This is a genomic window from Nonomuraea terrae (genome assembly GCF_044465245.1).
In the GTDB taxonomy this organism is placed as follows: domain Bacteria; phylum Actinomycetota; class Actinomycetes; order Streptosporangiales; family Streptosporangiaceae; genus Nonomuraea; species Nonomuraea terrae.
In genome coordinates this window covers 410,051-428,813 of the sequence record NZ_JBITLL010000001.1, presented here as the reverse complement: position 1 = coordinate 428,813, position 18,763 = coordinate 410,051, and the positions used below count along the sequence as shown (strand labels likewise).

16 protein-coding genes are annotated in these 18,763 nt (G+C 72.6%); 11 read left to right on the top strand and 5 right to left on the bottom strand.

Annotation, left to right across the window (positions count from 1 at the left end; genetic code table 11):
• The first annotated feature begins 8 nt into the window (after positions 1 to 8).
• Positions 9 to 308, top strand: coding sequence for a hypothetical protein (locus ACIBP6_RS02030; RefSeq protein WP_397047835.1), 300 nt, complete (start codon positions 9 to 11; stop codon positions 306 to 308).
• Positions 309 to 332: 24 nt separating this feature from the next.
• Positions 333 to 1,046 (top strand): hypothetical protein, encoded by a 714-nt coding sequence (locus tag ACIBP6_RS02025; RefSeq protein WP_132613121.1) that lies wholly within the window; start codon positions 333 to 335, stop codon positions 1,044 to 1,046.
• A 7-nt stretch (positions 1,047 to 1,053) separates the two neighbouring features.
• Here the strand turns inward: ACIBP6_RS02025 and ACIBP6_RS02020 are convergent, their stop codons facing one another.
• The 4 genes from ACIBP6_RS02020 to ACIBP6_RS02005 form a co-directional block, all read right to left on the bottom strand.
• On the bottom strand, positions 1,054 to 3,477 hold the full coding sequence (locus ACIBP6_RS02020; RefSeq protein ID WP_397047833.1) for a DUF4132 domain-containing protein: 2,424 nt from the start codon (positions 3,475 to 3,477) through the stop codon (positions 1,054 to 1,056).
• Positions 3,478 to 3,479: 2 nt separating this feature from the next.
• On the bottom strand, positions 3,480 to 3,872 hold the full coding sequence (locus ACIBP6_RS02015; RefSeq protein WP_397047831.1) for a hypothetical protein: 393 nt from the start codon (positions 3,870 to 3,872) through the stop codon (positions 3,480 to 3,482).
• 175 nt (positions 3,873 to 4,047) lie between these two features.
• Positions 4,048 to 6,327 (bottom strand): polysaccharide deacetylase family protein, encoded by a 2,280-nt coding sequence (locus tag ACIBP6_RS02010; protein ID WP_397047829.1) that lies wholly within the window; start codon positions 6,325 to 6,327, stop codon positions 4,048 to 4,050.
• Positions 6,328 to 6,494: 167 nt separating this feature from the next.
• Positions 6,495 to 7,508: an ROK family protein gene (locus ACIBP6_RS02005; RefSeq protein WP_397049271.1), complete on the bottom strand. Its 1,014-nt coding sequence runs from the start codon at positions 7,506 to 7,508 to the stop codon at positions 6,495 to 6,497.
• A 96-nt stretch (positions 7,509 to 7,604) separates the two neighbouring features.
• On the opposite strand from ACIBP6_RS02005, the gene ACIBP6_RS02000 reads away from it, so the two are divergent.
• From ACIBP6_RS02000 to ACIBP6_RS01965, 8 genes are all read left to right on the top strand, one after another.
• Complete coding sequence (locus ACIBP6_RS02000; protein WP_397047827.1) at positions 7,605 to 8,813, top strand: ROK family transcriptional regulator; 1,209 nt, start codon at positions 7,605 to 7,607, stop codon at positions 8,811 to 8,813.
• A 205-nt stretch (positions 8,814 to 9,018) separates the two neighbouring features.
• On the top strand, positions 9,019 to 10,047 hold the full coding sequence (locus ACIBP6_RS01995; protein WP_397047825.1) for an ABC transporter substrate-binding protein: 1,029 nt from the start codon (positions 9,019 to 9,021) through the stop codon (positions 10,045 to 10,047).
• Positions 10,044 to 11,609 (top strand): sugar ABC transporter ATP-binding protein, encoded by a 1,566-nt coding sequence (locus tag ACIBP6_RS01990; RefSeq protein ID WP_397047824.1) that lies wholly within the window; start codon positions 10,044 to 10,046, stop codon positions 11,607 to 11,609. The genes ACIBP6_RS01995 and ACIBP6_RS01990 overlap by 4 nt, the downstream gene beginning before the upstream one ends.
• Before the next feature lie 139 nt (positions 11,610 to 11,748).
• Positions 11,749 to 12,723: an ABC transporter permease gene (locus tag ACIBP6_RS01985; protein WP_397047822.1), complete on the top strand. Its 975-nt coding sequence runs from the start codon at positions 11,749 to 11,751 to the stop codon at positions 12,721 to 12,723.
• Positions 12,720 to 13,700 (top strand): ABC transporter permease, encoded by a 981-nt coding sequence (locus ACIBP6_RS01980; RefSeq protein WP_397047820.1) that lies wholly within the window; start codon positions 12,720 to 12,722, stop codon positions 13,698 to 13,700. Before ACIBP6_RS01985 ends, ACIBP6_RS01980 begins: the two co-directional genes overlap by 4 nt.
• Positions 13,701 to 13,715: 15 nt before the next feature.
• Positions 13,716 to 14,972 (top strand): Gfo/Idh/MocA family protein, encoded by a 1,257-nt coding sequence (locus tag ACIBP6_RS01975; RefSeq protein WP_397047818.1) that lies wholly within the window; start codon positions 13,716 to 13,718, stop codon positions 14,970 to 14,972.
• A 117-nt stretch (positions 14,973 to 15,089) separates the two neighbouring features.
• Positions 15,090 to 15,668 carry a hypothetical protein gene (locus ACIBP6_RS01970; RefSeq protein WP_397047816.1) on the top strand — a complete coding sequence of 193 codons (579 nt, stop codon included), beginning with the start codon at positions 15,090 to 15,092 and terminating at the stop codon, positions 15,666 to 15,668.
• Positions 15,669 to 15,837: 169 nt separating this feature from the next.
• On the top strand, positions 15,838 to 16,041 hold the full coding sequence (locus ACIBP6_RS01965; protein WP_397047814.1) for a hypothetical protein: 204 nt from the start codon (positions 15,838 to 15,840) through the stop codon (positions 16,039 to 16,041).
• 74 nt (positions 16,042 to 16,115) lie between these two features.
• On the opposite strand, the gene ACIBP6_RS01960 is transcribed toward ACIBP6_RS01965, so the two are convergent.
• Positions 16,116 to 16,847, bottom strand: a complete 732-nt coding sequence (locus tag ACIBP6_RS01960; protein WP_397047812.1) for a hypothetical protein — start codon at positions 16,845 to 16,847, stop codon at positions 16,116 to 16,118.
• Between the two features lie 262 nt (positions 16,848 to 17,109).
• Here ACIBP6_RS01960 and ACIBP6_RS01955 point away from each other — a divergent pair, with 262 nt between their 5' ends.
• The gene (locus ACIBP6_RS01955) at positions 17,110 to 18,744 is read left to right on the top strand and encodes a hypothetical protein (protein WP_397047810.1); all 1,635 of its coding nucleotides are present in this window, start codon (positions 17,110 to 17,112) and stop codon (positions 18,742 to 18,744) included.
• Positions 18,745 to 18,763: the final 19 nt, after the last annotated feature.

Genomic DNA, 18,763 nt, shown 5'->3' with positions numbered 1-18,763 from the left:
GAGGGGCCATGGGCCAGGACATTCACGTCACTTCCAAGACCATCGCCGACATCCAGCGCAACCTCCGCGAGTACGTCATCCCGGGCCTCGAACGGCTCAAGACCTCCGTGGACAGCACCGACGTCCCCTTTCCGGGGTTCGGCACCCTGGGCGTGGTCCTGATCGGCAAGTACGACGGCATCCGCGACGACGTGCGTGCCCACGCCAGCGAGGCGATCGACACCATCGAGAAGTGGATCGACGCCCTGGAGACCATCAAGAAGAACTGGCGGGCCGCCGAGGACGCCAGCACCGTCGTCTACCAGTGACCGGCGACAGGAGGACCTGACCCGATGCCGTACGCCATGCTCCACGCCAAGGCCGCCCTCGACGAGCTCAAGATGGCCGCCAGGTCGGCCCCCGGCATCATGGTCGGCCTGACCATCGCGACGACCGCGCTCGCGAACGTCCAGGGCATGGGCGAGGCCAAGTCGAACTGGAACTCCCTGGCCAAGGCCCTGGAGGTGGAGTATCCCGGGCTCATCGGCAACGCCGTCTTCCTGTCGCGGTCCGGCTGGATCGCCGACGACCGGGAGGCGTTCCTCGACGCCGCGTCGGTCTTCTCCGGCGATCTGCAGAAGCTCAGCGGCCTCTGCTACACCATGGAGGGCCAGGTCGACCAGGTACGCGACGCCTACGCCGTCTACTGGATGGAGATCGGCGTGCTGGCCGCGACCGTGGTCGGCTACGTCGTGGCCTGCCAGGCGATGAGGATGACGCCCCACCTGCGGGCGCCCGGCGAGGTGCTGCTGCAGCGCCTGACCATGCTGACCAACGCGATGATCGCCAAGAAGACCCAGTTCCTGTACGGGTTCCTCGCGGTCGCGGGCGGCACGCTGGCGACCAGCGCCCAGTCGATGGGCCAGCTCTTCAGCGTCCAGCCGACGGGGAGCGCCGCCATCGACTTCGAACGCGCCGTCATCAGCACCGCCCCGCCCTCCCTCTACATCGCCCCGAAGCGCGAGCAGCCGGCCACCCCCGCGCCCGAGGGCGCCTCCGCCGAGTGAGCCCGGGTCACACGAGCTGCCGGGTGATCGACGGGTCGGTGATGCCGGTGTCGGCGGCCAGCAGGAACGCCTTCGACAGGATGACCGACAACATGCCGCCGCCCTCCTCGAAGGGCAGAAACACGTCGGGGGCGTGGCCGGGCACGATGCCCAGGTAGGCGTCGTTCGGCTCCATGAGGATGTTGCCCGACCCCAGGTGGATCTTGTATGTCCGCAGCTCGCCACGCACGCGCAGGAACCTGTCGGTCAGCTCCGCCCGGTCGGCGATCGTGAGCCGGGGCAGCAGCCGGGCCAGCACGTCGTGGCGCGTCCGCGCGGTCTCGGACAGCTCGCCGAACCCGTAGGCTTGCCAGTAGTCCTCGTGCCCATGGACGACCTCCTGGTCGAGCCCGACCGAGGCGACGCCCACGGCGAGGTCGGCGTCGCGCAGCACCTCCGACAACACCAGCGGCGGCACCTCGGTCAGCGGCACCCCCTCGCCGGCGTTCCAGCCCCGGAAGCCTGGCGCGTCCACCGGGGAGAAGCGGAGGTCCTCGGCGGCGCAGAACGAGGCCGTGCCCCAGCCGTCGGTGTGCGGGTCGCCGACGATGTGCATGCCCCAGCGGGCCCGCCAGCCGGACAGCTCCTTGATCGCCTCGCCCTGGTCGCCGCCGCACTCGTAGTCCCAGTGGCCGATGGACAGGTCGGTCCAGCCGCGCTGGTTGAGCAGCGCCTTCGCCTGGCCGTAGCGCAGCACGTGCCCGGTGAAGCGACGGGAGCGCGTACGCGCGCTCTCCTCGGCGGGCGTGAGGAGGTAGACCTCACGGAAGGCCTGCTTGTACGGCTGCCGCACCCCCCGCTCCAGCAGGAAGTCCCGCCAGGCCCGCACGTCGCCGGCCGTCTCCCTGATCGGATGCCACAGCAGCACGGGCGTGTCGGGGTGGGGCTGGACGCGCCGGCCGAGCGGATCGGTGAGCTCCCAGCCGGTCTCGGTCCTGACCGGCAGCCCGGCGGGCCCCTGCGGGATCTGCCAGATGAGGTCACGTGCGTACAGCCCGGTGACCGGGTGGTCGAGGAAGAACTCGGTGACGTCGTGCCAGCGCCACCGGCGTTCCTCGATCAGCGCCCGCTCCAGCCGGAACCGCTCGGCGGGCAGCGCCTGCCGCAGCTCCTTCAATCCGGCCCTCAGCTCGGCGAGCACCGGCTCGCGCTTGATCGCCTGCGGCACGGACTTGACCGTACGGCCCGCCGGGTTGACGAACGTCAGCGCCGGGCCGGCGGCGTCCAGTCGCAAAACGTAGTCGCCGGCGCGTTCCTCGCGCACCCCGCCCCGCCCGAGCCCGAACGTGGGCACCGTGCGGTCGAGCAACTGCTCGCGACCGAGCCCAGCGGCCAGTGCCACGGCGTCGAGCGTGCGCGCCACGTTGTTCAGCACCGACTTCTTGCGCACCTTGGCCTGGACGCGGGCCAGGGCCGGCACCGTGTCGAGCCCGCCGCGCCGGGCGAGGGCGTTGACGGCCGCGTTGGCCAGCAGCTCGCTGCGGCAGTTGGCGCCCGTGCCGCCGAGGCCGACGCCGCAGGTCACCGCCAGGTCGCCGAGCAGCCCGACGGCCCACGGCTCGTCGATCAGCGCGCACGTCCACACCATGCCGCGCGCCGCGATCGCGGTGCGCTCGGCGAGGAAGACCGTCTGCGACCATTCCTGCCCGTCGTCGGTGACCTGCGTGACCGGGCCCTCCCGATGAGCCGCCACCACAGCGAGCAACTCGCGGACGAGCGCGGCGGCCTCGTCGGTGAGCAGCGCGCGGGCGGTCCTGAGCCACCTCTCGCCGGGCTTGCTGGAGCGGGCGGTCGTCCAGTGGCGCAGCAGCGGGAGCACCTCGGGGGCGGTCAGCCGCTCGGCATGGTCGTCGGCCATGGCCCGGGCGACAGGGTCGCCCTCCCAGATCAGGGTGCGCACGGCACCGGCCGGGCCGTGCTCGGGCGGCTCGGTCAGCACGGCGTCGAGCTGCTCGTGCAGCGCGTCCCACACCGGACGGTGGTAGGTCCTGAACCACCACATCCTGTTGTGGAGGACACGGCGGCGCTCGGGGTAGCCGACCCGCTGGACGGCCGCCAGCGGGATGCGGTAGAGCTCCGCGTGGTCGGCCTGCTTCCACAACATCAGGGAGTCGGCGACCGACCACAGGAAACGGACGTCCTTGAGCGTCCACGGGATGTCGTCCCCGGCGACCGCGCGGACGGTCGCGAGGAGGGTTTCGTCGTAGCGGCGCGCTCTGTCGGCGACCTGACCGAGCCGCATCTGCACCCACCAGCCGTGGATCCGCCGCTCCTCCGGATCGCCGGACGGCCGCAGACCGGCGTCGAACCCGGCGAACAACGCGCGGGCCGCTTCGTCCAGCTTGTGGACGGGGCTGTCGTACGTCTCCGGGAAATTCTCGATGACGCCCATCGTCACCCTCCGACCAGCGGCACGAGCTTGACGAACGACACGACGGGATCGACAGTGAGGTCGATCGTCTCCGACAGGTCGCCGATCTGCCGGTCGCCCACCAGCAGCAGGAACCCGTTGCGCCGGAACGCCGCCTCGGCCAGGTCGGCCTGCCGTTCCCAGTCGATCCGCCGCACGGCCTTCATGCGGTAGCCGTTCAGCTCCGTCTCCGCGTCGAGAGGCCGCACCAGCCCACGGAACCGCGCGGCCGGCGCGGCGTTGTACCGCGCGACCTCCTCCCGCACCCGCAGCCGCACGAGCTCCCGCGCCGAGACGCGCTCGGGCAACCCGGGCAGCGTGAACTCGTCGAGCGGCCTGCCCGTGGCGCTCTCGTCCCTGAAGGTGACCGTGGTCATGGGGCTCCCGTGTCCGTGGATCAGCGTGTCGAGCCATGGATAACAGCCCGCGCCGACAAAACCCGCGGCGCCGCGTCGAACGCATGAGCCGGGAGTCACGGTTCAGCCGGCCGACGACGTGCTGACGCGGTCGGTCACCTCACGGCCCCTCGGGCGTCCGAGGGGCCGGCGTCCCTCAGCCGAGGATCACGTACGGCTCCGGCGGCTCGCCCGGGAAGACCAGCGGCGCGTACGGGACCGGGTTCTCGACCACCGGGATCGGCTGATTCGCCGGGATCAGGCGGTCCGCCACCACGTCGCCGTGGCGGTCCACGGTGCCGAAGCAGTAGCCGAGCTCGCGCGCGGCGTCGATGAGCAACGCCAGCGCTCCGTTCGTGCCGGGGCCGGCCGGGGTGTCGTACGGGCCGTCGTGCAGCGAGATGATCGCGCCGGGGTGCAGTTGCGCGACGAGCGCGTCGCTGATCTGCCGCGCTGTGCGCTCCGGCACCCAGTCGTCGGTGCCGATGCGGGTCATGTAGGCGGTGTAGCCCATGTCCGCGATGATCCGCAGGACCTGTGCGTTCGCGGCGCCGAACGGCGGGCGGATGCCCTTGAACGAGATCGGCGCCCCCGCGGCGGCGAACGCGGCCTCAGCGGCCAGGATCTCCCGGCGGACGCCGTCGGGGCCTTCAGCGGCCAGCACCTGGCTGAGGTTCGCGTGGCTGTGGGTGTGGTTGAGCAGTTCGTGCCCCTCGGCCAGCTGGAACCTGGCGAACTGCGGGTTCGCCTCGACCCTGGTGCCGGTGTCCATGAAGACGCCGGTCACCTGCTTGTCGCGGAGGATCCGGAGCGTCTCGGTGCGGTAGTGCGACGGGCCGTCGTCGAACTGGATGGCCAGCCGGCGGTCACAAGTGTTCGGGACGGACGTGTCGCGCGGGCCGCCGACGTGGGTGCGGGCGGCGGCCGCGACGACGCGGTCCCGCTCCGTGCCGTTGAGCAGCCCGGCCGCGGCGAACGTGTCGGCGGCGGCGCGGGCGGCGGACACGAAGGCGCCATGGGTGGCGAACGGCTCCCGTTCCCAGACCCGGTCCAGCAGGGTGCAGCCGTCGGGGCCCTGCGGGTTGGGAATGCCGGTGTCGACACGCGGCGGCCCGAACCAGACCGTCTCCTCAGGTGACCACCCGTTCGGGCAGGCGTCTGAGACGGCGTTCGTGGCGAGGGTTGCCGGGCTCCCGGATGCGGGGCTTTCCGCCGTGAACGCGGCGTTCGCCGCTGTCACGGCGCCCGCGGCGCTTACGGCGTTCGCGGCCGGGGCGGTGGTCGTCGCGGCCGGGGTGATCGGCGTCGGGGTGATGATCCTGTACGGCTCCGGCGGGTTACCGCCGCCGAACAGCAGCGGCAGATACGGCACCGCGTTGACGACCGACGGGATGGGCTCACCACTGGAGACGTACCGGTCGGCGACGATCGCGCCGGTGCTGTCGAACGTGCCGAAGCACAGCCCGGCCGCCCGGATGTCGTCGATGATCAGCGGCAGCGCCTCCATCAGCTCCGGGCCGGCGACGGTGTCGATGGGGCCGTCGTGCAGGAAGATGTTCCGCCGGCCGTCGGCGATGCCCGCGGCCACGTCGGCCCGTAACTGCTCGGCCGGCCGGTCCGGCAGCCAGTCCGCCGCGTCGATGTCGCCGCTGACGACCGTGAACCCCAGCCGCTCCAGCTCGGCCCTCACCTGGGTGTTCGCGGCGAGGAACGGCGGCCGCATGCCGACGAACGGCCGTTCGACGCCGGCGCGGTCCAGTGCCTCCTCCGTGGTGCGCATCTCGGTCTGGAGCCTCGGCACGGTGACCTGGTTGAGGTTGGGGTGCTCGTAGGTGTGGTTGAGCACGAGGTGCCCCTCGCGCCGCTCGAACGCCGGAAGCCGCGGGTTGGCGTCGATGCGCATGCCCACGTCGAAGAACGTCGCGGTGACCTGCTTCTCACGCAGGATCGCCAGGGTCTGGGAGCGGTAGAAGGAAGGGCCGTCGTCGAACGTCAGCGCCACGCGGTCGGTGCAGGTGTTCGGCACCGAGTCGTCGGCCGGGCCGCCGACGTCCGAGCGGGCCGCGGCCGATCGGATGGTGGCCGCCTCGCGCTCCTCGAGCAGGCCGAGGTCGCGGAACTCGCGCGTGGCCCGGGCGACGGTGGAGACGAACTCACCATGGGTGGCGAACGGCTCCTCCTGCCAGACGACGTCGAGCAGCGTGCACCCGTCGTCCCGCCCGGGGTTGGGAATGCCGGTGTCGATACGCGGCGGCCCGAACCAGACCGTCGCCTCGGTGGACCACCCACCCGGACAGGCATCCGCCGCTCCCCCCGTGCCCGATGAGGCACCTGACGTGCCCGCGGCGGCGGGTGGAGTCAATGTCGTTCCGAGCAGTGCGGCCACCAGCGCCAGCGTTCCCGCCGTCACCGAGCGTCCTGTCACCGTCCTGGCCATGGCCCCTCCTTCGGGGTCGAGGGCATGCCGAACGAGAGATCCGCTCACGGCGCCGCGAGACGCCGTGACAGATCACTGATCTCTGTGAACGTACCTGCGACCGATCGTCATCGGAACCTTTGGACGCCAGACTTTTTCATCGTGGTGAGAAGAAACTTTCCGATGAGTCAGCCCGCGACGGCGGCGGCCAGCGCTCCGGCGACCGCCGCCCGAGGGCCGAACGTACTGGCCCTGACCTGCAGCGACTCCCCCTCGGTGACGCTCAGCCAGCGCCGGGTGGCGGCCAGCGTCTCCGGCCGCGACCCGATCCCGCCGCCCAGCACGAACGTCGCCGGGTCCACGACCGCCCGCACCGCACGCAGCGCCAGCGCCAGCATCCGGCCCAGCTCGTCCAGCACCTGCGCCGCCGCCCCGTCACCGCCCGCCGCGGCTGCGAACACCTCCGGCGCCGGACGCCGCAGACCGGCCAGCTCGTGGTAGCGACGCTCGACGCCACGCCCGCTGACCTGCTGCTCCAGCGGCCCGTGCACGAGGTTGGCCGGGTCGAACGGGTCCGCGCCGAACGGCAGGTCGGCCACCTCGCCGGCCAGCCCGCGGCTGCCCGCGTACATCCGGCCGTCGAGCACCAGGCCGAGCCCGATCCCCGTACCGACCGCGACGAACGCGAGGTCACCCCCGCCCGGCCGCCAGACGTGCTCACCCCAGGCGGCCAGGTTGGCGTCGTTGTGCACCAGGGGCCGGGCGCCGAGGCGGGCCTCGAGGTCGGCGAGCACGTCCATCCGGTCCCAGCCCGGGATGTTGGGCGCGTGCCCGACCGCGCCGCTGGCCGGATCGGGAGCCCCTGGACAGCCGACGGCCACCCGCGGCGACCGCTTCCCACCGACCGCGTCCGCCGTCAGCGACGCCACCATCCGGGCGATCTGGCTGGTCACGGCCGTGCCGCCGCGCGGATCCGTACGTTCGACCCGATCCAGCAGCCGGTGCCCGGCGGGATCGTAGAGCACGGCGTGCAGCTTCGTCCCGCCCAGGTCGACCCCCACGACCGGCTCGGCCGCGCCCGCCACGGCCGCTGCGGCCGCCTCGCCGCCGGCCGTGCCGGCGTCGCCCGACGGCAGCCAGCCGGCCTCGGCCAACGCCCGGCGCAGCGATCCGGCCAGGCCGGTACGGTCGGTTCCTGGCATCACCACGGGCTGCCTCTCCAGTCTTCAGCGGGATCCGGTTCGAGGGGGCTGCGACGAGTACAGTATCAGCCTGATAGAAAACTCCAGGGAGCAGCAATGTCCGGTCCGACCTCCTCGACGGCCAACGCCGGCACCGTCTCGCGGGTGAACCAGACCGTGATCCTCGACGTGCTGCGCCGGCACGGGCCGCTGTCGCGGCAGGAGATCGGCGCCCGTACGGGCCTCAGCGCCGCGACCGTGAACCGGCTGGCCGGCCAGCTGCTGCGCAAGGGCCTGGTCGTGACCGACGGGCACCAGCCGTCCACCGGCGGGCGGCCGTCGATCCTGCTGCGCTACAGCGGCAGGGCGCACCTCGTGTCGGTCGTCCACGTGGGCGCCACCCGCACCGAGGGCGCGCTGGTCGACTTCGACGGCACCATCGTGCACCGCGTGCGGCCCCCCATGGTCCCCGGCGTGCTGCACGCCGCCGACCGCGCGACCATCCGCCTGGAGGAGGCGCTCTCCGTCGTCACCGAGCTGGGCGCCGCCGCGGCCGAGCGGGGCCAGCCCGGCCAGGCCGTCGGGGTCGCCGTCCCCGGCGTCGTCGACGGCGCCGAGGGCCGCGTGACGTGGGCGCCGGCGCTCGACTGGCGCGAGGTGCCGGTCGGCTCGCTGCTGCACGACCGCACCGGCCTGCCCGTCGTGGTGGAGAACGACGCCAACCTGCTGGCCGTCGGCGAGCACCGCCGGGGCGCCGGCCAGGGCGTGCAGGACCTGGTCGCCGTCGTGCTGGGCACCGGCATCGGCGTCGGCATCGTCACCGGCGGCCGGCTGCACCGCGGCTCGCGCGCGGCGGCCGGCGAGATCGGCTACATGCTGATGGAGCGCTCGTCGCTGACCCGGTTCTTCCCCGGCTTCGGCGACCTGGAGAGCCGCGTCGGCTCGGCCGGGCTGACCCGGCAGGCCCGCGAGCGCGGCATCGCCGCGCCGACCGACCGGCCGCTCACCGCCGCCGACGTGTTCGACCTGGTCAGGAACGGCAGCGCCGAGGCGCGGGCGCTGCTGGAGGAGACGCTCGACCACGTCGCGCTGGCCGTCGCCAGCCTGTGCACGGTGCTGGACCCGGAGTTGGTCATCGTCGGGGGCGAGATGGGCGGCGCGGCCGACCTCATCACGCCCGGCCTGCGCGACCGGCTGGTCGGCCGGATCCCGCACGTGCCGCGGATGGCCGCGTCCGCGCTGGGTGACGACGCCGCGATCGTCGGCGCCGCCGAGCTGGCCGCACGCCTGGTGAGCGACTTCGCCTACGTCCAGGCCACCCCCTGACGCGACCGCTCGCCCCGGCGGGAAAGCCGGAACGGCCCAGAAAAGGGCGTCGAAAGGTCGCCGCCAACGGTAGACGGCACCCCCGGCCGTGGGGCACCATTGGGCCACTTATTGCTCGCGCTGGATGAAAAGTTCGCCGAGAAAGGGTGTGGTCCCGATGCCGAGACCGAGTCGAAGGTGGCGAGCGGGTGCCGCGGCCGGCGCCATGGCGGTGCTCCTGGCAGCCTGCAGCTCCGGCGACGGCGGTGCCGGCGGGGGTGGCGGCGGCGAGGGCGCCTCCAGGCCGTTCACCATCGGGCTGAGCAACGGCTTCGTCGGCAGCGAGTGGCGCACCCAGATGGTCGAGGGCGTGCAGGCGGCGTTCGCCGAGTACAAGAACGAGGGCGTCGTGGACGAGCTGGTCGTCGAGAGCGCCGACACCGACGTCAACGGCCAGATCCAGCAGATCCGCAACCTCATCAACCGCGACGTCGACGCGATCATCGTGAACCCCAACTCCGAGACCGCGCTCGACGCCGTCTTCCGCGAGGCGTCCCAGCAGGGCATCGAGGTGTTCGCCATCGACCAGGCGGTCACCTCCCAGGACGTCACGAACGTCGTCATCGACCAGGCCGAGTGGGCCCGCATCTCCGCCGAGTGGCTGGCCGAGCAGGTCGGCAGAGGCGGCGACATCGTGGTCGTCAACGGCATCGCCGGCCACCCGGCCAACGAGATGCGCTGGGAGGCCGCCCAGAAGGTCTTCACCGACGCGGGCGTCAACGTGCTCAGCGTCGCCGACGGCAACTGGGACCAAGCCACCGGGCAGCAGGTCATGACGAACCTGCTGGCCACCTATCCCGACGTCGACGGCGTCTGGACGCAGGACGGCATGGCGCAGGGCGTGTTCCGCGCCGTGCAGGCGGCCGGCCGGCTGGACCAGATCAAGATCTCCGGCGAGGCCCGGGTCGGCTTCATGCGGCTGTGGAACGGCGCCCGCGCCGACGGCTTCGAGAGCGTCGGCGTGGTCAACCCGCCTGGCGGCGCCGTCTCCGCGCTGCACATGGCCGTCAACGTGCTCGACGGCCGGCAGTTCGCCTCCGGGCGCATGAGCGGCAACACCGTCCACGTCCCGATCCCCTACACCGTGGACGAGGGCAACTTCGAGGAGCACTGGGGCAGGGTCAGCGGCGAGAGCGACGCCTACAGCCTGGACGGCTCGCTGACCCGCGACGAGGCCGCGGCCTTCTTCCAATGAGCGCGCTGCTGGAGATGACCGGCGTCCGCAAACGGTACGGCGGCGTCCAGGCGCTCGACGGAGCGAGCCTCACCGCCGTGCGCGGCGAGGTGCACGCCCTGCTCGGCCCGAACGGCTCCGGCAAGAGCACCCTGGACAAGACACTGGCCGGCACCGTCGTCCCGGACTCCGGCGAGATCCGGATCGACGGCGCCGAGGCGCGCATCGGCGGCCCGCGCGACGCGCACGCGCTCGGCATCGCCGCCGTCTACCAGCAGCTGAGCGTCGTCGGCGACCTGACGGTGACGCAGAACGTGGTGCTCGGGCTGGAGCCGGCGCGCCGCCTCGGCTTCCTCGACCACCGCGCCGCCCGCGTCCGCGCCGCCACGGCTCTGGAACGGTTCGCCGCCGCGTTCTCCGGCCGGCTGCCGCTGGACCGCCCGGCCGCCTCCCTCGGCCCCGGCGAACAGCAGATCGTCGAGGTCGCCAAGGCGCTGGCCCGCGAGCCCCGCGTCCTCGTGCTGGACGAGGCCACCGCGTCCCTGCACAAGGAGCAGGTCGAGGTGCTGTTCGAGGTGGTCGGGGAGTTACGCGCGGCGGGCGTGCTGGTGGTGTTCACCTCCCACCGGCTGGACGAGGTGTTCGCCCTCTGCGACCGCGCCACCGTCCTGCGCAACGGCCGCACCGTCGCCACCGTCGACCTGTCCTCCACCACCGAAGACGCCCTGGTCCAGCTCATGGTCGCCGCCCCCGCCCAGACACCCGTGGAAACGCCGGACGCACCGCAAGGGGCCTCCCGCCCCGTGGAAGCACCGGTTTCCGGCCGTACCGCGGCGTCGGGGGCGGTGGCTCTGGAGGTGCGTGGGCTCACCACCGACCGGCTGCGTGACGTCAGCTTCACCGTCCGCGCCGGTGAGGTGCTGGGACTGGGCGGGCTGCAGGGCCAGGGCCAGTCCGAGCTGCTGCTCGCGCTGTTCGGCGCCGCCCGGATCACCGCCGGCGACGCGCTGCTGGACGGCAGAGCGCTGCCGCTGACCTCGCCGGCCGGGGCCGCCCGCGCGGGGGTCGCCCTGGTGCCCGGGGACCGGGCGCGGCAGGGCATGTTCGCGTCCCGGCCGATCCAGGAGAACCTCTCGCTGGCCAGCATGCGCCGCAGGGCCCGGCTGAAGCTCGCGCTCAGCGCTGCGGCCGAGCGGCACGCCGCCCGGTCGATGGTCGAGCGTCTGAGCATCAAGATCGGCTCGCTGAACGACCCGGTGGCCACGCTGTCGGGCGGCAACCAGCAGAAGGTCGTCATCGGCAAGTGGCTGCTCGACCAGCCGCGGGTCGTCCTGCTCGACGACCCCGCCAAGGGCGTCGACGTCGCCGCGAAGGAGGAGATCTACGCGATCGTCCGCGGCCTCGCCGCCGAAGGGGCCGTCGTCATCCTCAACTCCAGCGACAACCGCGAGCTGACCGAACTGAGCGACCGCGTGCTGGTGCTGTTCGAGGGCTCCGTCGCGGAAGAGCTGACCGCGGCGTCGATCACCGAGAACCGGCTGGTGTCCAGCGCGCTGCGCCTCGCCCCGGGAGAAACCCTGTGAGCCTCTCGACCCGGCCACCCGGCCACCGCCCGCGCGGTGACCGGCCGCCCGGAGCCCGACCGGCCGACGGGCCGGCCGGTAGGCGAGCGATCGGTGGTCGAACGGGCCGCGGGCCGAGGGTCGCGGTGGGAGGGGTGCTGTGAGCGGGACGTTCTCGTTACGCGGGGTGCGGTTGCCCGCGGTGCAGTTGTCGGGGGCGGCGACGGTGGGGATGCTGGTCGTCGCCGTGATCGTCAACTCGGCGTTGCAGCCGAACTTCTGGAGCGGCTACGCGCTGACGTCGAACTTCGCGACGTTCGTGCCGCTGGTCGCGATCGCCGTCGGGCAGACGATCGTCGTGCTGAGCGGCGGCATCGACCTCTCGCTCGGCGCGCAGGTCACGCTGGCGAGCGTCGTCGCCGTCCAGGTCGTCGACGGCCAGCTCGACCGGCTCCCGCAGGCCGTGGCCGCCGCCCTGGGCGTCGGGCTGGTCTGCGGCGCGCTGAACGGGCTGGTGGTCGCACTCGTACGGCTGCAGCCGATCGTCGCGACGTTCGCGACCAGCTTCGTGTTCTCGGGGCTGGCGCTGGTGGTGCTGCCGACGCCGGGCGGCTCGGTGCCGCTCGAAGTGACGACCGCCTACCGTGCCGCCGTGCTGGGGCTGCCGGTCGCGCTGCTGGCGATCCTCGGGCTCGCGCTGCTGTGGTGGGCGCTGCGCCGGCACCGCGTGCTGCGGCACGTCTACGCCGTCGGCGGCGACCCCGAGGCCGCCTACGCCTCGCTGGTGCCGGTCGCCAGGACGCGGGTCTCGGCGTACGTGCTGGGCGGGCTGTTCGCGGCGCTGGCGGCGCTGGCGGTCCTGGCCAACACCGGGTCCGGCGACCCGTTCGTGGGCAACGAGCTGACGCTCGCGTCGGTGGCCGCGGTGGTGATCGGCGGGACGTCACTGGCGGGCGGGCGCGGCGGCGCGGGCGGGTCGATCCTCGGCGCCATCGTGCTCGCGCTGGTCACGAACATCGTGTTCTTCGCCGACGTGCCGACGACGTACCGGCAGCTGGTCAACGGCGCCGTGATCATCCTGGCGCTGGCCCTGGCCGGCATCCCGGCGTTGCAGAAGAGGAGGCCGGCGGCATGAGCGCACCGACCGTGGAGGCGCCGCGTCGCGCTCTCGCCTGGCGGCCGGGGCCGGTGGCGCTGGCCGGCGCGGTCGCCGTCGTCCTGGTGATCGCCGGCGAGCTCGTCTCACCCGGGTTCGCCGGGTACGGCCAGCTGGTCAACCTCATGCGGGTGGCGGCGTTCCTCGGCGTCATCGCGATCGGCCAGACCATCGTGATCATCGCGGGCGGCGGCGGCGTCGACCTGTCGGTGGGCAAGGTGGCGACGTTCGCGGCGATCATCGGGTCGCGGGTGATGGCGGGCGACGACGCGAACATCGTGCCTGCCGTCGCCCTGGCGCTGCTGGTCGCCGCCGCGATCGGGCTGGTGAACGGGCTGGGCGTCACCCTGCTGCGGATCCCGCCGTTCGTCATGACGCTCGGCATGATCGGCGTGGTGCAGGGGCTGATCCTCGCCTACACCGGCGGCCAGGCCAGCGGCCGGGCGGCGCCGGCGCTGACGTCGCTGGTCAACGGCCGGATCGTGGTCGACCTGCCGGGGCTGCTGTTCCTGTGGCTGCTGCTCGGCCTGCTCGCCGTCTGGCTGCTGCGCCGCACCACGTTCGGCTGGAACCTGTACGCCGTCGGCGCCAACCGCGCCGCCGCCGAGCTGACCGGCGTCCGGGCCGGCCGCACGCTGATCCTGGCGTACGTGCTGTCCGCGACGTTCGCCGGGCTGGCCGGCATCCTGCTGCTCGGCTACACCGAGTCGGTCTTCCTCGACCTCGCCGACCAGTACATGCTGCCGTCCGTGGCGGCCGTCGTCATCGGCGGGACGCTGCTGGCCGGCGGCATCGGCGGCTACGCCGGCACCGCGGTCGGCGCGATCGTGCTGACCGTCCTGCAGGGTCTGCTCACCACGCTGGACATCGGCGGCGCCTGGCGGACCATCGTCAACGGCGTCGTCCTGCTCGTCCTGCTGTCGCTCTACGGGCGGCAGCGACGCCTTCGGAGTTAGGGGCCTGGAGAAACGATGGAGAACAGCGAACGGCTCGGCGTCGGCATCGTCGGCGCCGGATTCATGGCGAACTTCCACGTCACCTCGTGGACCGGCGTCCGCGACGCCGACGTCGTCGCCGTCCAGAGCCCGCGGGCCGAGAGCGCGCAGGCGCTGGCCGACCGCTGCCGCGAGCTGCGGGTGGGTGACGCGCGCGCCTACACCGACCTGCGAGAGCTGGTCCGCGACCCGCGGGTCGACGCCGTCTGGGTGGTGGCGCCGAACCACGCGCGGCTGGCCGTCATCGAGACGATCGCCGAGGAGGTCATGTCCGGGCGCGCCTCACTCATGGGCGTCGCCGTCGAGAAGCCGCTCGGCCGCACCCTCGCCGAGGCCCGCCGGCTGCTGGAGGTGGTCGAGCGCGCGGGGCTGCGGCACGCGTACCTGGAGAACCAGGTGTACGCGCCCGCCGTCACCCGCGGCCACGAGCTGGTCTGGGCCCGGGGCGCCGCGTCGGCCGGGTCGCCGTACCTGGCCCGCTGCGCCGAGGAGCACAGCGGCCCGCACGCCGCCTGGTTCTGGGACGGTACGCGGCAGGGCGGCGGCGTGCTCAGCGACATGATGTGCCACTCGATCGAGGCCGGGCGCTACCTGCTGACGCCGCCCGGCGCGAACCAGTCGGACTGGCTCACCCCGGTGGCGGTGAGCGCGCAGATCGCCTCGCTGAAGTGGTCGCGCAAGCGGCACGCCGCGCAGCTGGCCGAGCGGTTCGGCGACGCCGTCGACTACACCCGGCGGCCGGCCGAGGACTACGCCCACGCGACCATCACGTTCCGCAACGGCGACGGCGACGAGGCGGTCATCGAGGCCACCACGTCGTGGAGCTACGTCGGGCCGGGGCTGCGGCTGACGTTCGAGCTGCTCGGGCCGGAGTACTCGATGAGCGCCGGCACGCTGAGCACGGAGGCGCAGCTGTTCCTCAGCAGGGAGATCCGCTCCCCCGAGGGCGAGGACCTGGTCGAGAAGCAGGGCGCGGAGCAGGGGCTGCTGCCAATCGTGTCCGACGAGGCCATGACGTACGGCTACACGACGGAGAACCGGGTGGTGACCGGGGACTTCCTGGCCGGGCGGCAACCCCGGGAGAGCCTGAAGCACGGGGTCGAGGTGACCGAGCTGATGATGGCCGCGTACCTGTCGGCCGAGACGGGCCAGACGGTGCGCTTCCCGATGACCGGTCTCGACGGGTTCGTGCCGCAGGTGGCCCAGGGCACGTGGCGGCCCGGCCAGGCGTGAGCCGCGCGCGGGAGTCGGAACCGGTGCAGGAGTACCGCCGTCTGCTGGAGCGGCCTGGCGTCACCTGGGCGAGGAGCTGATCCCGTACGTGGGAGAGGTCGGCACGAGCGCCTACTCATGAACGGCCACGACTACTGGGCCGCCTGCTTCCGCCAGCTCGGCGGCGCGCGCCGGGACATGGACGCGCGGATGCGCGAGCTCGACCTGGACCGCGTGGCGCGTGACGCGCTGGGCGGCGACGTCCCGGGCAACCTGGCGGCGCTCCGCCTCACCCCCGGCGGCAGCCGGCTGGCGGCCAGGATCCGGGCCGTGCTGGACGACACACCGCTCAGGACGACGCTGCTGCTGGACTCCTCGCTGGCCGAGCCGGTGACCGTCACGGTCGACGGGGTCGGCCACGAGGTCCCGGCGGGGGGCGCGAGGCTGGTGGAGATCACGAGCGCCAGCACGGTGATCGCCGAGAACCGATCGACCTCTCCGCACTCACCAGGCGATCACGCGGCGCGGCACCGCGTCGAGCCCACCGGGGTGGGAGCGGATGTTCGCCCGAGTCGAAGGACCGCTGACAGCGCGCTCCTTCACGCAAGCCGTACGGCACGGCCGTACGTTCGCCACCACCGGCCCCTGGCTGGGTCAACGTCGGCGGCGGCGGGCCGGGCGACACGGTGCGGGCGGCCGAGGGCGACACCGTCGTGATCACGGCGCGCGCCGTCGGCCCCGAGGTGGAGTGGCTGCAGATCAGGACCGCCGACGGGATCCTCGCGGAGGGCGGCCCGGGAACTCGCGGCCGAGCTCAGGGTGCGCGAGCCGAGTGGTCGCCGTGGCGGGCGCCCGGCCGCATCCGCGCTCTCTGCATCCCCAGGACGTGTACGCGCACACGAGCCCCGTCCACGTCGGCGGCCCCGTGGACAGGCGGGAAGACGTCGCATGGTGCCTGCGCCGGCTGGGGCTGCTGGACGAGCTGCTCACGTCGGACGGCACGTTCGCGTCCGGCAGGCAGCGCGCGGCGCACCGTGAGCTGCACGAGCGTGCCCGTCTGGTGTACGAGGCCCGGCTCCGCAGCACCTGAACGCGTCAGGGCCGGCCTCCCTCGTGGAGGCCGGCCCTGATCAGGCAGGGTGCGCCGGGTTCACATCACCCCGGTCAGGCTTCCGCGCACTTGACCCACGGGGTGAAGGTGGCGGTCCCTGGTCCCGTGGCCGGTACGTTCACGGTGAACTGCCACTCTCCCGAACCCAGCTGAGCTGCGCTGGTCACGGTGATGTTGTCGCGATCTGCGGCGTCACCGCCGATGGCGTACCCGAAACCCATCGCGTCCGCCGGGCAGCTGACGGTGTAGGTCGACTCGCCGGGAGGCGGGGCGACCGTGCCGCCGGGAGCCGCGAGCTCCTGGACGGCTGATCGGTCTGCCGGCGCCTGCTCGCCTGCGACGCCTTGCGGGCTCGCGGGCCCGGTGGTGTCTTCACGACCGGTGGCGTCTTCTTCGGGCCCGGTGGCGTCTTCACGACCGGTGGCCCCTTCTTCAGGACCGGTCGGGCCCGCGGGCCCCGTCGGTCCAGGCCGGCCGCCGGACTGGCCGGCCTCGTCGGACTGGTCGGGCTGGCTGGACCGGTCAGGCTGGCTGGACCGGTCAGGCTGGCTGGACCGGTCGGGCTGGCTGGACTGGTCAGGCTGGCTGGACTGGTCAGGCTGGCTGGACTGGTCAGGCTGCACCGGTGGTGGTGCGCAGGGCACGGCCGCGGAGAGCGCGGTCTGCCGGCCTTCAAGGACATTGTTCTGATTCACGCATTGCGTGGAGCTGGACAGGGCGCTGGAGAACGGCGTGGCGGGCGCGAACGTCAACAGCGCCGCCAGCGCGTGAGCGACTACTTCCATGAAGCCAGCCTGCGTGCCGACCGGCGAAATGATCTCGGATGACGCGCCACCGGACGGTAATCAGGGTTCTAAGATCATATAACCCGTTGTGCGCACGCACGCCCGTTTGAAGACCCCATCCGATGCGGCGGCCACGAGAATCCGACAAGAGACGGCCATCAGCCCGCCAAGCCCGGACAATGCCGGCCCCGCCGCTCGCCAACGACACGTACGGCGCGATATACGGTATCGCCCGATCGCTCGGCCGGCAGACGGGGGTCCGATGAGCGCGAACGCCACCCTGCGTTCTCAGACGCGTTTTCCGCATGAAAGAGAGTTCAAGAAAGCAGGGATATTCGGCAGGCATCGCTGGGGGTGGCTCCTGGCCGCCGGCTGGCTCGCCCAGGTGGCGTTCCGCCTGCTGCTCTCCATGCACACGTCCGCCCCGCTCTTCATCCCCGACGAAACGGGCTACCTCCTCGCCGCACGCCTCTTCGCCGGCGGCGAACCGGGCGACCTGTCCGGGCGTACCTTCTACCAGGGCGCTTATGCGCTGCTCATCACCCCGGCGTTCTGGCTGAGCGACGATCCGGCGACGAGTCACCGCATCGCCCTGGGCATCAACGCGCTGATCAGTTCGGCCATGCTGATCCTGGCCCACGCCTCGCTGCGCCGGCTGGGCATATCGAGCGGGCCGGCCTGTCTCGCCGGACATCTCATCGCGCTGCTCCCCCTGGTCGTGTATTACGCGGGTTTCGCGCTCACCGACGCGGTGCTCCCGGTCGTCGTCCTGGCCTGGCTTTTCGCGATCCACGAAATGCTTTCACGCGGAAACAGCCGCGCGTACGAAACAGCGGCGAGTGGACTTGCGGTCCTCGCTCTTTCCCTGCATCCGAGGGGTTACGTCATCGCCGTCGTCCAGGCGGCATTTCTCTGCGTGTTCGCCGTGCGACGCTCACGCATACCGAGATACGCGACAGGAACGCTGCTCATCGGCGCGTTCGCCGCCTGGGCGATGAACGGCCTGCCGGCCGCTCGCCCATATCCCCACGGCGCGCTTCCCCTCGGCGACCACCTGCTCACCCGGCTGACGACGCTCGACGGGCTGGCCTGGACGTTCGGCCTGAGCGCCGGGAAGCTCTGGTACCTGTCCGTCGGCACCTGGGGGCTGGGCGGCGTGGGGCTGATCGTGCTCGCCACCCTCGCCTTCCGGCGCGGCACGGCGGAGCCGCTGCGGGTGCTCGCCGTGATCGTCCTGGTGACCGTGGCCGGCATCGCCCTGGCCACCTCCGCCGCCACCCCGGACGAGGGGACCGTGGCCACCTTCGTCTACGGCCGCCACCTGGCGTGCATGGCGGCGCCGCTGATGATCGCCGCCCTGGCGTTCGCCCTGCGAGCCCGCCCCGACCTGCAGCTCAGGACGGTGCTCGGGGCGGTGCTGCTGACCTGTCTCACCGCCGCCGGGACTCAGCTCTACGCGGGCGAGCGCCTCTGGACCGCCTCCTTCGGGCCCTTCGACTTCCCCGAGATCAGCTTCCTCGTCGCGGACCGGAGCAACCTGCGGCTGTGGTCGGCGACGTACGCGGCGCTCCTGCTGCTCGCGCTCGCGGCGCTGCTGGTCAGGCTGGGAGGGAAACTCAGGCTCATCGCCGCCGCCGGGATCATGGCCGTCGAGGTGGCCGCCTGCCTGACGGCGGCCACGCAGATCGTCCGGCCGTGGAGCGAGCAGCTGACGAACGCCACCACCCTGAGCAGAGGTGACGCTCGTCATCCTGCCGTGGGCCGAAGACCGGTCGCCGCAGCAGAGCTGGCCCGCCGCGCCGAAGGGCCGGCACGTCGTGACGGCGAACCGCACCTTCGCCGGCGACCGGGTGGCGTGGCGCCGGTCGTAGAGACGACTGAGGGCTCCCCCGCGTGAGCGGGAAAGCCCTGGTCGA